Below are 14,745 nucleotides of genomic sequence, written 5' to 3'. Positions count from 1 at the left end.
AGACCATCACGTTTGAGGAAGCGGCCCAAGCCGCATCAAAGGAAAATGGTTCGGATTTGGATTGCTTTACTGCACCATGACGAATGTTCTTACAGCATTTAGCTGTCAAAGAACATTCGTCATTTTTTATTTGCTAAATAGCGACATCACAGGGGGCGTAGTTCACAACTACGCCTTTTCTTGTATTCACCGACACATCGGGTGTCGGTAAAGGAAGTGCGCTTGGAATCTCGATGGTGCCCACGCAGTTGTAGTGAATGCGGAGCCGCTGCTCCCATACACCGTTGACCTTTTCTGCATACAGATTGCCTTGCAATGTTCCATTGGCTGTGCCGGTCAGCTCCACCGCATAGGCAAGAATCCTGTCATGGGTCTGTTCGCCGCAGAATTTCCATGTGTTGTAGGCTTGCGTGTCTTTGAGCAGCACGTCCCGTTCCCGGAAGCAGAATGTTCCAGAAGGCCGGGACAACCACAACAGCAGCTTATCTTCCGGCTGGTCGCTGCGGGCGGCCTCCCGCAGCATCTTGATGTCATAGGCAAAATCGCTCTGATAGTATGCGGTGTTCTGGTGCATAATGGCTTCCAGCGCAGCGATCACATCCATATTTTCAAATTTTTGCACGGCTTATACCTCCAATTCCTTTGTCTTTTCCCGTGGCGGCGTTTGCTTGCTCTGCTCCTTTTTTGCGGCATCCAGCTGTGCCCGGATGGATTGCTTTTTCGGCTTGGCCGTGTGGGACTTCTTGGCTTTTGGTGCCTTTTCTTCGGCCTTGACTGCGGCGGCAAGGTCCGTCAGAGAAATTTGTTCTCCGGCCTTTGCTTTTGCCTCCAATTCGCCCAGAGAGGGCGCATTGTTCAGCACGCCGTCAATCATGTTTTCGTTCTGTTCGGTGGAAAGCTCTGCGGTGCGCAGCGGATTTTCCCGAAAGAACTCCGGCACCTGCTGGAAGCCCACACTGTCGCAGTAGTGGGCGGTATCTTGGCCGTTCTGGTGCAGCACCACCACATCCGAAACAGACAGCGAGTGTCCCTTGAAATCTGCCGGATAGTCCACATTGAATGTGCGGTAGATGTCCTCCAACGTAGTGCCAGCAGTCAGCGGCGCGGCGTATACTTCCGTATAGTTGGCCTTGTCCACGGTCAAACCGGCAGCCTGCAGGCGGTCGTAGGGCTCAAAACGGTAATCGCGGGTGGAATCCTCATTGCGCAGCTGGTAGATGGAAAAGCTGTCCTGCTGCGGTGCTTCAAAGCCTGCCGCTGCGTATTCCTCTACTGTCATTCCAGCAGCGGCCGCTTCCTGCGCGATCTCTGCCTGCACCTGTGCCTTGTAATCCTGTAAGCTCTGGTCAAAGTCAGCCAGCTTGGGCGGTTCCGGCAAGTTATACTGGCCTTGGTTAAGCAGCGGGCGGCAGTCCTGCACATAGGCCACAACAGTGTTGTAATAGGCAGCCTGTTCCGGCGAAATGTTCTGTTCCTCCCGCAAAGCGGCGGTAGCCGTCTGCTCCATAGCGGAAAGGTTGCAATGCTGTTTGAGGTACGGGATAAACTCGGTCAGCACCATTTCCCGCTCTGCCTTGTCTTGTTCCCACGCTTCCGGGCCTTTGTTGTGCAGCACAAAATTTTTCCAGTTCTCGTCCTTGGCGTAGTATTCGTGGTAGTTCTGGATATGCTGAACCAAAGAACCCTCTCCATCACCAAAATCCTGCCGTCCCTCGTAGTTGTCGGGCTGGCCGTTCAGGGTAAAATCAATACGGAATGCGGTCTTGTCGTACCAGCCGCCCGTGTAGCAGTCCTTTTCCCGGTCCGTGTGCTGGGCGGTGTCCAGTTCTTCAAAGACGCGGTTTGCCACGGACAGCGGCATGATTTCGCCGTCCTGCAACTTGTCACTTTCACTCCAAAGAATTGTGACCGTAGGTTCTGCGGCGGGGTCTGGAATTTTAACGGGTGCGGGAATTTCGTTGGCCTTTTCCGCCGCCTCTTGGAATGCCGCCAGCTTATCACCCAGAATAACTTCCGACACTGCGGCCGTCTGCCCCAGCAGATTAAGTGCTTCCTGCCCGGAATCCGCCAAGGTCAGACCGGGCGCGTCCAGCTGCCCGCCATCCAGAGCCTTGTTGTCCGGGCCATACAGGGTGTAGTCATAGCCGGAATCACAGGTCTGGATGAACAGGATGCTGCCGTTGTCCAATGCAAATGCGGCCTCCTGCGCAGCGGAAAGGTCTGCTTCCCGCTGCTGGCGCAGTTCTGCCAGATGTTCGTCCAGCGCAGAGATCAGTTCATGGGCTGCGCTGCGGATAATTTCCAGAGAGGCTTTCAGTTCGGCCAGTTCCCGGCCGGAACTCCACCCGGCCACATAGCCAAAGGAATACTCGGACGTGTCCAGCCCATAGTGCTGGCAGACGGCATAGGCCACACTTTCGGCCTGCACCTCGCGGGTGCGGCTGTCCGGGCGGTTGGCCTGTTCCGAGTCGTCTGGGTCGATGGCGTGCAGCTTAGCATGGGCAATCTCATGGATGGCCGTCTTGATGGTTTGCAGCTGGCTCATGCCCTCTTGAATGGCAATGCGGTTGTCGAGCAGATGAAAGTAGCCGTGCGCCCCGCCCTCGATGTCCTCAAACCCGATGGGCACCGAGGAAGCCTGCTCCAACGCCTTGAAAAAATCTTGATAGTCCTGCACGCTGCCGGACAGTTCATTCACTGCGATAGATGGCAGCGGTTCGCCCTCGGTCTGGCTGACATCGAACACAGACACCACCTTAAAGGCCGGAATCTGCACCGTCTTTTCTTCCGTCAGCGGCTTGCCGTCCTTGTCCAGAATCGGCTTACCCTGTTCGTCCCGCTTTTCCGTTTTCTGCTTGACCTTGTACGGCGCAGGGGCCAGAATTTTGATGCCTTTTTCGCCTTTCTTTACGGTGCGGTGGAACGTGTCTTTCCACTTGTTGAAGCCCGCCACCAGCTGTCCGCCCTGCATGGCAATCAGCAAGGTATTGTTGAAGCTGTAATTATGAAATTTTGCCATCGTGGTGAGGTAGGCTTTGTAGCGGTCGCTGTCGAACAACTGCTGAATGCCTGTTTCCAGCCGGTCCGTGATTTCTTTCATCCGTTCTGCGCTGTCCTTGCCGTTCAGGATAATGGGAATAACTTTCTGCTCCATGATGTAAACTCCTTTGTTTTGCTATCCTACGGATAGAGAGAGCCGGTTATGGCAAAATGAATGCTTCACCTTACCATAACCGGCCCTCGTATTTTTGCCTTACTCTTTGCGCTCTACCCGGTAATTGACGTACTTGTCTCCCGTATCTGCCAGAAGCACCGTTGCATCATAGGTTTTGCCTGTTTTCTCGGAGTAGAGGCCCTTGACCTTTGCCTTACCGTTTTTGAGCAGAGCAGCGGCAATCTTCGGTGTGAACGCCTTTTTGCGCTGCTCAAAGAAGCGGTCATTCTTCCACATCACGAACTGACAGCTACGATTCCCGCAGTAGAAGTTTTTCTTGCCCTCATAGACGTTTTCACTGCACCGGGGACACTTGCCGATAATAACCCGTTCCGACTGGAACAGGTTTTGCTTATCTGCACTGATACAAGAATAGGTCTTGACCAGCTGGCGCACCTGCGCTTCAATTTCGGCCATGAACTCGTCCGCGTCTGCATTGCCCTTGGCAATCTCGGTCAGGCGATTTTCCCATTCGGCGGTCAGGACGGGAGAGGTCAGGCTTTCCGGCAGAACCACCGCCAGATTGATGCCGTCCTTGGTGGGGACAAGCTGTTTGCCCTTGCGCTGCACAAAGCCCATTTGCACCAGCTTTTCCAGAATCGCCGCACGGGTGGCCGGAGTACCCAGCCCCTTGCGTTCCGCTTCCTCCGGCATATCCTCGGCCCCGGCCCGCTCCATTGCTGACAGGAGCGTATCTTCGGTGTAGGCTTTCGGCGGGGATGTGAAGTGTTCCGATACGGTAGAAGTTACGCGGAAACTCTGCCCCTCGGCCAGTTCCGGCAGGGTGTTCAGGGCTTCCGTTTCTTCTTCGCCGTCTGCTTTCATGGTGGAGCGGAACCGTTGGTCGATCTCTTTCCATCCGGGGACAAGCACCGTTTTTCCCTTGGCGGTGAACTCGTTCCCTGCACAGGAGAACACGGCGGTCACTGTTTCGTACTTGTGGGGTGCGGCCACCGCACAGAGCAGTTTGGAGCAGACAAGGTTCATCAGCTTGCACTCACTTTCCGCAAGGCCGGTGAAGCCCTGTTTTACAAATTCGGCCGTGGGAAGGATGGCGTGGTGGTCCGATACCTTTTTGCTGTTCAGAATCCGGCCCACTTCCGGGGTCAAGTCAAGCTCTTGGGCAAAGGGCAGCAGCTCCAGCAGGTCAGACACAAGATGTTGTGCTGTCTGGCCCATGTCCTCGGTCAGATATTGGCTGTCCGTGCGGGGATAGGTCAGCAGTCTCTTCTCGTAAAGTTGCTGGGCATAATCAAGGGTCTGCTTTGCCGTAAATCCGAACAGGCGGTTTGCCTCCCGCTGCAAGGTGGTCAGGTCATAGAGTTTGGGTGGCTGTTCCGTCTTTTTCTCTCGTTTGACAGAAGCACAGACGGCAGTTGCACCGGTGCATTTTTCTTTGAGAGATTTTGCGGTTTCTGCATCCGAAATGCGCGCACTGTCCGCTTTCAGGCTGCTGGACTGGATGCCGACCGTGTAATACTTTTCTTTCTGGAAGCGCAGGATTTTTGCATCCCGGTCCACCAGCATTTTCAGTGTCGGGGTCTGCACCCGGCCTACCGTCAGGGTTTTGTGATACAGCACCGAAAACAGCCGTGTTGCATTGATGCCCACTAGCCAATCCGCCTTTGCACGGCAGAGGGCCGATTGATACAGAGCATCATAATCCGAATCCGGGCGCAGGTTTGCAAAGCCCTCCCGGATGGCGGCATCCTCCATGCTGGAAATCCAGAGCCGCTTTACGGGTTTCGTGCAGTCGGCCATTTGGTAGACGAAACGGAAAATCAGTTCTCCCTCCCGGCCTGCATCGGTCGCGGCGGTCACACTGTCCACATCGGGGCGGTTGAGCAGGGCACGCAGAACTTCAAACTGCTGTTTCTTCTCGTCCGGCACGATGAACTGCCACGGCTGGGGCAGGATGGGCAAATCCTCATACCGCCACTTACAGTATTTTTCATCGTACTGGCCCGCCTCGGCAAAGGACACCAGATGCCCGATGCACCAGCTGACCAGATACCCGCCACCCTGCCAGTAGCCGGTTTGTTTTTCGCTTGCCCCGATCACGGCGGCGATGCTACGGGCCACACTGGGCTTTTCGGCGATCACCAGCTGAAAACTCATGTTTCATCCTCCTGTCCGTCCTCTGAATGAATTTCGATTTCAGCCGGTTCCTCGTCTGCATCCTCGTCCTCGCCAAAATCGTATTCGTCCAGATCATCGTGCCCGGTGGTATCGGCCTTGGGCTTGCGGAACTTGAAATAATAGAGTGCTGCGCCGCCGCCAGCCAGAGCCAGCACCAGCAGGATTATCAGACTGCCCATGCTGGACTTGGGTTTTTCCTCCGGCGTTTCGATGTCGTTTTTCGCCGCTTCCGGGGCCGTGCAGTTCCGCAGGCTCTTTTCACACAAGGGGCAGTTTTCATTGACGTTCCCGGCCTCACATTTCACGGTGCAGGTGCAGATTTCGGCTTCCTGCGGTTCTTCATCCAGAAGGGCCAGCAAGTCGGCATCGTCCACTTGGTTCAGAAAGTGGACAGAAGTTTCCTTGTCCTCGTTGGCGCGGTCAATCAGGATGTAAAAATAATTCCCGGCTTTGGTGGTCACGGTGATAAGCTGCTTGTCGCCGTAAAAATCATCCACCAGTGTTGCGTTGCCTTTGGGCGTGATGGACACGCCCTCCGGCTCCATGCCGCCCGTAGTGGGTTTTTCTTCGATAATTTCCGGCAGAGGTTCCGGGGCAGGGTCAGAGCCGCTTGCAAAAGCGGGCATGGAAAAGGAGCAGAGGCAGAGCAGGATGGCCAGCAATCCGGCAGCAAAACGGTAGTTACAATCAGGTTTCATCGGCGGCATCCTCCTGTTTGTGGTACGGTGTGGCGGTGGGTGCAGCATTCAGCGCACCACTGCGCAGGAAGGCCGCGAACTCGTCCGGCTTCATGTTCATGCTGCGCACCAGCTGAATGATCTGCAAGTTTTCCTGTTCAGTCTTTGCAGCTTCCAGTTCTTTCAACTGCTGCTGGTATTCAGAGATTTTTTCTTTGAGCCGTTCAATATCGCGCTCAATGCGGGAAAGTCTTTTTGCCATACAAAATCCTTTCTGGCGTCACGGTAAACGCCCATAGCTGTAAAAATGTTCCTGCCAATATTTTGAGTTGAGGTTTGTGTAAGAGATAGGGTCGCCGCAGTGCAGCATGATGGAATTGCCCACATAGATTCCGCAATGGCTCACGCCGGGGGTATCGTAGGTGCCCTTGAAAAACACAAGGTCGCCCGGTTTGACTTGCACCGCCGAAACAGGAGTGCAGAGGTTGTAAAGGCCCTGCGCGGTCTGACGGCCCACGTTCCAGCCGGAGTGATTCAGAACCCACGAAATGTAGCCGCTGCAATCAAAGCTGGTGCTGGGCGAACTGCCGCCCCACACATACGGGTAGCCAATGTACTTGGTTGCTTCCTCCATCATGGCAGCGAACTTATCATCTTTGAGAGCTTCCGGGGGAACATCGTAGTAGGTGGGCTGCTTGATGGTGGACGCATTGGGGTACTGTGCCTGCCCGAACAAATCCGGCCGGTTGCCCAGCGTGCGCATATAGAGCGAATAGGCACTAAGCTGTTCTTCGGTCAGTACTTCCACGGGCAGGTGGGATAAATCCTTGTTCTTCAGCTTGACCGTGCAGATGTAGTATTCATACGGCTCTTGATAGGTGATAACCTGCGGCACACCATACGGGCCAATAATGACCATCATTTTTGTGCGGTAACGTATCTGCATGGTCACGGTCTCGGTCAGGATGTACTGCTTTTCAAAGAGCATTTCAAGTTCGCCCTGAACCTCGGCCAATGTAAAAACGCCATCATGGAGCGCGGACAAAATCGAAATCAGCACATAGGGGTCATGCTCGATTTCGTCCAGATAAAAATGGTATTCATCGTAGTTGTGGGTGGCCTCGTAGGTGTCGAGATACCGTTGCAGTTTTTGTTCCAGCTTGGCGTAGGCTTTCTCTGCACCCAGCATATCCTTGTCCTTGGAAAAGTAAGAGGATGCCGTCACGCCGGTTCCTGCTGTGCCCGCCATCACGGTGCAGGACTGCAAACCCGTTATCAAGAGCAGAGCCAGCAGACCGAACACCGCCACGATCAGAATGGTTTTCCAGTTCCGGGCCGCAAATTCGGCTACCCGTTCGCCGCCCTCGGCCGCCAGCTTCGTTACCCGGAAACCGTTCTCTGCGGTGGCGGCTGCACCCTGCGCGGCGGCTTGTCCGGCCTGCCGTGCAGCTTTGGCATACTGCTGTTTGATACGCCGTTTCTGCCACATCCGGGAAATGGGGTTGCTGGCCGCCTGTGCGATTTGCGGATTGTCCCGCAAGGATTTCTGGTAAAAGTATTCTGCATTGGCAGACATGAGCTGACGCTCTGCCTTTTCCACGGCCTTGTAGGGTTTCATCTTGTGGTGCCGGATGCCGCTGCGGATGACCTTGGCGGTCTGATGCTCCACCAGTTCTTCACCCTTGTGGCCGCCCTCCACGCCCACATTTTCGTGTTCGACCTCGTGGATTTTTCCGTGAGCGAACAGCAACGCTTCCGATAGCGGGCGGCTGGCCGGGTTTGGTTTCAGGCTGGGCGGGCCTTTGTCCTGCTGCTCAAACCGCAGGGTGGATTTTGCCTTGCCGCTGGCTGCATCGTAAACTTTTTCCTTGACCGGGACACGCTTCTTCGGCAGAGCGGCGCGGGCCGCATCCAGCTTGTCGGCCTTTGCTTCCGCCTTGTGGATGTACGGCTGCAACTCCGGGTCTGCCCGTTCGTCCTCGGTCAATTCCAAACGGGCAGCGGAACGGTGCAGACCATCTTCACTTTTGGCGGTGGCCGCTGTTTCTGCTGCCTTTTTCGCTTTCTTTTTATTTTTATGCCCGTCCTTGATGTCCTCGGCCCGTTCCAGAATTTTTTCGGCCTTGCCCTCGGCATCCGTGGAATAATCCTGTTCCGCTTCCCGGCAGGAAACATTCTCCACAGTGCCGTCAGCCTGATTTTCTACCACCAGACCGTCACGGGTCATGGTCTGGGTGACTTTGGCTTTTGCCTGCAATTCTTTCAAGGTTCTTCACCTCCCATCGGACAGCGGCCCGTTTCAATGTCCGCAATGTATTTGAGAATCGGGAACACCTGCGGCGGCGAAACTGCATTGCCCAGTGTTTTCATCCGCTTGCTGCGGTTCGGCACCTCTTCGGTCAGGCGCGGGATGTCGGCGGGTTCTTCGGCCCAAAGGGAATGTCCGTCCATTTGCGCGGGAAACCCATCAGCCACTCTACCCAGTCCGGGTTGAGGTAGGGCTTTTCCAGCGTGGTGGGGGTCATCCGGTAGACCACATGGGAAAGCCGCGCCGTCCATGCTTTGCCATCCTTGTTCATCTTGCGATAGCTGCCGTTCGCAGAGATTTGGATGTCCAACCCCTTGCCCACATCCCCGGTGTCGCTGGCAAGGGGTGTGGGAAGCAGCGGAGCCGATGATGAATACCCGTTTCCGTTCGTGCCACGCGCCAACGGCAGCAGCAGGTAATACGAAAACCCGAACATCGTAACCTGCCTGCTCCAAGTCAATGAGCGTTTTGTCGAGCCCCATACGGAGGAAGCCAGCAACATTTTCTCCAAGCACCCAACGGGGCTGCAATTCCCGGATGACCCGCAGCATTTCGGGCCACAGGTAGCGTTCATCGTGGAAGCCGCGCTGCCGCCCTGCGGTGGAGAACGGCTGGCACGGGAAGCCACCTGAAATGAGGGTGACGGTGCGAAGTCCTGTTTTTTCAAAGAAAGCCTCCTTTGTTACAGTGGTGATGTCCTGAAAACGGGGCACTTCCGGCCAGTGGCTTGCCAGCACAGCGGCGGGAAATGCCGCCCACTCGCATTGACAGACAGAGGTAAACCCCGCTGCTTCCGCGGCAAGGTCGATGCCGCCGATGCCGGAAAACAAGCTGAAATGTGTTAAGCTCATAGCTCCACCACCTCGCTGAGCCGGGTGGTCATGATCTTATAGAGCTGTGTGTTTTTCGGGATGGGGTTGGAAAACGGAAGCACCACGTTTTCAAAAATCAGCAGTCCTTCGCCCGGTTCCGAATTGTCGATGTACTTCTGCTGGTCTGCGGAGAGGTTCAGCCGTTCCGAAAGGATTTTGCGGTCGCCGGATGCCTGATTCAGCAGCGTGATGAAGTCGCTGTTTTCCAGAATGTTCTCAATCTCCGGGGAAGAAAGAAGGTCCTTCACATTTTGGGTGGCACCTGTGGGCACGCCGCCCCATTTGCGGAAGCGCTTCCAAATCTCGGCACTGTACGCGGCGGTCTGTTCCTCTTTCAGCAAAAGGTGGAACTCGTCTGCAAAATACCATGTGGCCCGGCCTTGGCTGCGGTTCTGGGTGACGCGGCCCCATATCTGGTCTTGGATAATGAGCATCCCCAATTTTTTTAACTGTTTTCCTAACTCTTTGATGTCAAAGGCCACAAGCCGGTTGTGGATGTCCACATTCGTTTTGTGGTTAAACACGTTCAGCGAGCCGGACACATACAGGTCCAATGCCTGCGCTACCCGGTCCGCTTCCGGCAAGTGTTGGTCGAGCAGGGCTTGGTGCAAATCGGAGAGGATGGGCATATTCTCCGGGCAGGGGCTCGCCAGATAGGGGCGGTAGATGGCTTTCACGGCACGGTCTATCACGGTGCGCTCAATCGCTTCCAGACCTGTTTTACCGCCCATGACCAGCTCACAGAACGACAGCACAAAATCCGATTTCAGGGCAAGCGGACTATCATCCTCGGAGTAGTTGAGGTTGATGTCCAGAGGATTCACATAGTCCTTGCTGGTGGGCGAAAGTTTGATGACCTGCCCATGCAGCCGCTTGACCAGCGGATAATACTCGGCTTCTGGGTCTGAAATAAAAATATCGTCAGCAGTCGTTAAAAACACACTGACGATTTCAGACTTGCAGCTCATGGATTTGCCGCTGCCGGGCGTACCCAGCTTTAGGCCGTTGGGACACCGGGCCTGCTTGCGGTCCAGCATGATCATGTTGTGGGATTTTGCGTTGATGCCGTAGTACATGGCCGCGCCGCTCTGGAAAAGCTCCTGCGTCACAAAGGGCACGAACACCGCCACGTTGGAGGTGGTAAGGCTGCGCTGAATCTTTATCTGGTTGATGCCCAGCGGCAGGCTGGACACAAGGCCCTGTTCCTGCTGGTAGTCCAGCCGGACAAGAGAGCAGTTGTACTTCTGGGCCACACCTGCGGCTTGGAACACATCGTTGCCCAGCTTTTGCTTGGTGTCGGCCACATTCAGCACTAAAAAAGTCAGCATGAAAAGCCGTTCGTTCCGGGTCTGCAATTTGTTCAGCAGCTTTTTGGCATCCTCGCCGTAGGTGGCAAGGTCGCTGGGGAGGATATCCATGTCGTACCCGGAACGGACAGCCTTTTTCTGTTCCTGAATCTTCATAGCATCAAGGTCTGTGATTTTCCGTTTGATGGTTTTGATGGCCTCGGTCTGGTCAATGGCCTGCACATGGAGATTGACGAGAATGCCGCTTTCCGTTTTGAGGAAGTCGGCCAGCATTTCGTCCGAAAGTTCCGGCGCAAGGATTTGTAAAAAACTCACCGCTCCATACTTGCCGCCCAACCCAAAGGTCTTGGCCGTGCCGAAGCAGAGGGAGGATGGAGCCACAAAATCCTTGGTGGACAGGCCGGAGGGTGCCAGCCAGTCCCAGTCAAAACGGAACGGTTCTCCGTCCGGGTGGAAGATGCCGTGCAGAACTTCCAAACGCTCCTGCCCGTCCATGACGTGTGCCACACAGCCCATAGTCTTGAAATAGCCCAGCAGGTCAAGGCCAATGCGGGTCAGCCGTGCCCGTGCTGTTTTCAGGCTGTCGGCCTCAATGGTAAACGTCAGGTACTTGGTTTTCACAATGCCGTTGTTTCCGCTGGCAAGCTGCTTTTGCAGGATGGCGGTGTACTCGGCGCGGATGTCGTCAAAATCGTCTCCCCGCGGTGTGATCTCAAAACTTTTTGCGTACTGCACCGGGTCAACCTTGCGATTCAAAAACGAAAGCTGCACATGGATGGAGGCATCCACATAGTTGTAGAGGTCGCACAGGTGTTCAAAGATGGCAGTTCTTGTTTCCGGCTGGGCCAGCTGATAACTGATGTCCTCAAAGGCAATGCACTTGGAGAATGTGCATCGTTCAATGCGGCACACACCGTCCGGGTAGATGGCCTCATACGGGATGGTAGCCTGTGCCGTGCGGGGCTTGCCGTCGCCCTTGTACTTGCGGATAACGGCATCAATTTCTTTTTTCTGGGCGCGGGTGAGTTTTTTGGGCTTTTCGGTTTCGCGGGGTATCGTTTTTCTGGACAATGGCCTTTACCTCCTGTTCCATTTGGTATTGCCGCACAAGGGCGGCGTAAGCATTGTTGGTCTGATACGGCCTTTCCTTGGGGCGCAGGAAACAGCACTGAATCATTTGCTGAATCACCACTTCAAGGGGCTGGCCGTGCCGCTCGAACAGAGCGAACAGCAGTCCCGGCAGCATGGCAAAAATCATCAGCAGGGCCGCTGCACTGTTGGAAAGATAGTTCCGGGCCAAAAAATAAAGCGGCCCGCCCGTGAGGAGCGCACCGCCGAAGCAGACCAGCTGCCGCTTGGTCAGCCCGAATAAGACTTTGGATTTTACATGGGTCAAATCTTTGGGAACGGTCACATACGCCATTCAAACGCTCCTTTCTCAATGGGTACCAAACACGGATTTGCTGATGCTCCCAGTCTTGAATAGACAGAAGCAGAGCAGCACGGTGTAGCCCATGCAGCCCCAGATAGCCCCGGCAATGTCCGCCGCGCCCGAAATGTTGCGTATCAGCACCGCGTAGATGCCCACGACAATCATAATCAGGAACGCTTGGAAACCCAGTGCCAGCAAAGACTTCAAGTAGTTCTGCCCGGTGCTGCGCCACTCGCTGCTGCCCATGGTGGCAAGCGGGATAGGCCCCAGTGCGGTCACAACGTAAATCTCAATCATGCGGCCGTAGGTCACAAGGAAAATACAGATGGACAGGATGTTCATGGTCAGGCCCACCACAAGGGTCTGGAACCACAGGCTGAGCAGACTGCCAATGGTCATGCTTTCCAGCTGAAATTCCAGTCCGGGTATCAGGCGGTCAAAGTGGATGGATGTTTCACCGATGATAACGCCGGAACTTTGGTTGACAACGCTCTGGGTGGCATCGAACACACCCATAACGATATTCCATGTGTTGCTGACAATGAGGATGGCAAAAGCAGACTTGAAAATCCAGCGGAAGAACATGGAGGTGTCAAAGTCGTGCATATTGTTCTTTTCGGTAATCATCTGGATAAGCTCATGGCACATCACAAGGGCAAGGATAGCCGCTGCAATGGGCAGCACCACCGTTTCGGAAAGACTACGCAGCATATTGAAAATGCCGCTGTTCCACGCCTGCGGGGTAGAGCCGACATCCGAAGCGATTTCGCCCACCTTGGCGTTCACGTTATCGAACAGGCCGGAGAGGTTGCCCGTGATGCCATCTATCAAAATGCCTTTTATCCATTTCTCGATGATCTCACTAATCAAGCAAAGATACCTCCTTTCCCGCGCCCTCCCATGTGAGAGGGAGAGCGCGGAGTAGGATTTTAAGTGTTCGTTGTTCGGAAAATTGTGGGCAGCGATGCAGGACTTAGCCCAGCAGCCCGGACAGCAGCGGGACAAGGGTCACGCCGATCAGGGCAACGCCGCCGCCCGCGACCAGCTGCTTCACGCCCTGGCTCTTTATTGATGTGTGATAAAGAAGCAATAGAAGTGTAAAAAATTTTGCCGTTCCTATCCGGCACTTGCGCATTGTGTCGGATAGGTCGGGCGGTTATTCGGGCAAGTCCACCTTGCCAACAAAAGAATAATAAATCTCAATGTCCTGTCTGCGGGTCTTGTTCTCGTCATAGCTGCACTCATGCACAACAATTTTCTCTACAAACTCCCGCAGCAGAGTAGGGGTAAGTTCTTCAAAGCTGGTATGCCGCCGGACAACATTCATAAACTTTTCTGCGTTCACGGTGGCTTCCTGTGCTTTGGAAAGCTCCGCTTGGATAGCGGCGGCTCTTTCTTTCAGTTCCCGTTGCTCTGCTTCATAGTCTGCCGACAGCTCTGTGAAACGCTCGTCTGATATGCGCCCGGTCACGCTGTCCTCATACAGCCGCTTGAAGATAGCGGATAACTCGGCTATGCGTTTCTCGGCGGCTTCCAGTTCCTTTTTCTTGGCGGCGTTCCTGCGCTTGCCCCCGTCCTCGTTCTGCTCAATCAAGAGCTTCATAAACCGGGCTTCATGCTTTGCCGCATAGCTTGTCACTTTCCGCAGATTGGAGAGTACACCAGCGGTCAAGAGGTCGGTGCGGATAAAGTGCGCCGTACAGTCATGGGTGCGTTTCTTGTAGTTGCCGCAGATATAACAGTCCTGCTTGCGCTTGTCTGTCTGGTATCGCTGCTGATACATGACGCTGCCGCAGTCCGCACAGAACAGTATGCCGGAGAACAAGCCCACTTCATCATAGCGGTTGGGGCGTTTGCGCTGCTTGCGAAGCTCCTGCACCCGTTCCCATGTTTGCGTGTCTATGATAGGCTCGTGGTGGTTCTCGAAAATCACTTGCTTTTCCGGGGAATTTTCTACACTGTGCTTGACTTTGTAAGAAAGTTTTTCTGTCTTGAAGTTTACCAGACAGCCCGTGTATTCCCGGTTTTCAAGGATATGCACAACGGTATTGGTCGCCCACTTGCACTCATAGCCGGGGTGGTAGCGGCGGGTGCTGCCCGTCCTGCGGTATTCCAGCGTTCCCGGCGTGGGGATTTGCTGCTCTGTGAGCATACGGGCTATCTTGGTCGGACCATTCCCGGCAAGGCAGAAATTGTATATCTGCTTGACTACGGGTGCAGCTTCCTCGTCAATGATGAAATTTTCGTCCTCGTCCATGAGGTAGCCATACACAGGCTTGCTTGTGATAGGCTTGCCACTCATGCCTTTTGAGCGTTTCACTGCTTTGATTTTCTTGCTCGTATCTCTCACCAGCCATTCGTTAAAGATATTCCGCAGCGGGGCAAAATCATTGTCGCCCTGTGCGCTGTCCACTCCGTCATTGATAGCGATGAAGCGGACACCTTTCTGTGGGAAAATCATTTCCGTGTACATTCCCACTTGCAGGTAGTTTCGCCCTAACCTCGACATATCCTTTACGATAACTGTCCCGACTTTTCCGGCTTCAATGTCCGCAAGCATGGCTTGAAAACCGGGTCTTTGAAAGTTCGCACCAGAATAACCGTCGTCCGTGTACCAGCGCAGATTGGAAAAGCCGTTCTGCTTTGCATAGGTTTCAAGGATACGCTTCTGATTGGAAATGGAATTGCTCTCGCCTTGTAGCTCGTCCTCATGGGAAAGTCTTGGGTAAAGGGCGGTAATTGGTTGTTGGTTGGTCTGTCTTAACATAAAATCCTCCGTTTCCGACAGCCAGCCCC

The 14,745-nt window shown here is 54.6% G+C and carries 9 protein-coding genes and 3 pseudogenes; all 12 read right to left on the bottom strand.

What is annotated here, in order from left to right; all coding sequences use genetic code 11:
- Positions 1 to 298 precede the first annotated feature (298 nt).
- Positions 299 to 604, bottom strand: a pseudogene (locus GKG36_RS11835) (hypothetical protein); the annotation flags it as partial.
- Between the two features lie 21 nt (positions 605 to 625).
- Positions 626 to 3,142 (bottom strand): annotated as a pseudogene (locus tag GKG36_RS11830) (YodL domain-containing protein); the annotation flags it as partial.
- A gap of 111 nt (positions 3,143 to 3,253) precedes the next feature.
- The gene (locus GKG36_RS11825) at positions 3,254 to 5,332 is read right to left on the bottom strand and encodes a DNA topoisomerase 3 (protein WP_154260891.1); all 2,079 of its coding nucleotides are present in this window, start codon (positions 5,330 to 5,332) and stop codon (positions 3,254 to 3,256) included.
- A complete protein-coding gene (locus GKG36_RS11820; RefSeq protein ID WP_154260889.1) occupies positions 5,329 to 6,051 on the bottom strand; it encodes a DUF4366 domain-containing protein in 723 nt (240 codons plus the stop codon). Before GKG36_RS11820 ends, GKG36_RS11825 begins: the two co-directional genes overlap by 4 nt.
- The gene (locus tag GKG36_RS11815; RefSeq protein ID WP_005942334.1) at positions 6,041 to 6,292 is read right to left on the bottom strand and encodes a DUF4315 family protein; all 252 of its coding nucleotides are present in this window, start codon (positions 6,290 to 6,292) and stop codon (positions 6,041 to 6,043) included. The genes GKG36_RS11820 and GKG36_RS11815 overlap by 11 nt, the downstream gene beginning before the upstream one ends.
- 18 nt (positions 6,293 to 6,310) lie before the next feature.
- Entirely contained in the window at positions 6,311 to 8,296 is a 1,986-nt protein-coding gene (locus GKG36_RS11810; RefSeq protein WP_154260887.1) for a C40 family peptidase, read from the bottom strand.
- On the bottom strand, positions 8,293 to 9,189 hold the full coding sequence (dcm, locus tag GKG36_RS11805; protein WP_154260885.1) for a DNA (cytosine-5-)-methyltransferase: 897 nt from the start codon (positions 9,187 to 9,189) through the stop codon (positions 8,293 to 8,295). The genes GKG36_RS11810 and dcm overlap by 4 nt, the downstream gene beginning before the upstream one ends.
- Complete coding sequence (locus tag GKG36_RS11800) at positions 9,186 to 11,588, bottom strand: VirB4-like conjugal transfer ATPase, CD1110 family (protein ID WP_154260883.1); 2,403 nt, start codon at positions 11,586 to 11,588, stop codon at positions 9,186 to 9,188. Before GKG36_RS11800 ends, dcm begins: the two co-directional genes overlap by 4 nt.
- Positions 11,515 to 11,940, bottom strand: a complete 426-nt coding sequence (locus tag GKG36_RS11795; RefSeq protein WP_154260881.1) for a PrgI family protein — start codon at positions 11,938 to 11,940, stop codon at positions 11,515 to 11,517. The genes GKG36_RS11800 and GKG36_RS11795 overlap by 74 nt, the downstream gene beginning before the upstream one ends.
- 15 nt (positions 11,941 to 11,955) lie before the next feature.
- Entirely contained in the window at positions 11,956 to 12,819 is an 864-nt protein-coding gene (locus GKG36_RS11790; protein WP_154260879.1) for a VirB6/TrbL-like conjugal transfer protein, CD1112 family, read from the bottom strand.
- Between the two features lie 103 nt (positions 12,820 to 12,922).
- Positions 12,923 to 13,015, bottom strand: a pseudogene (locus GKG36_RS15045) (Maff2 family protein); the annotation flags it as partial.
- A 90-nt stretch (positions 13,016 to 13,105) separates the two neighbouring features.
- Positions 13,106 to 14,716, bottom strand: a complete 1,611-nt coding sequence (locus GKG36_RS11780; protein ID WP_005921270.1) for a recombinase family protein — start codon at positions 14,714 to 14,716, stop codon at positions 13,106 to 13,108.
- Positions 14,717 to 14,745 lie beyond the last annotated feature (29 nt).

This window comes from Faecalibacterium sp. BIOML-A1 (genome assembly GCF_009679715.1).
Taxonomy (GTDB): Bacteria; Bacillota; Clostridia; order Oscillospirales; family Ruminococcaceae; genus Faecalibacterium; species Faecalibacterium taiwanense.
The sequence above is the reverse complement of the archived record's forward strand: the minus strand, read 5'-3'. Positions and strand labels throughout refer to the sequence as shown.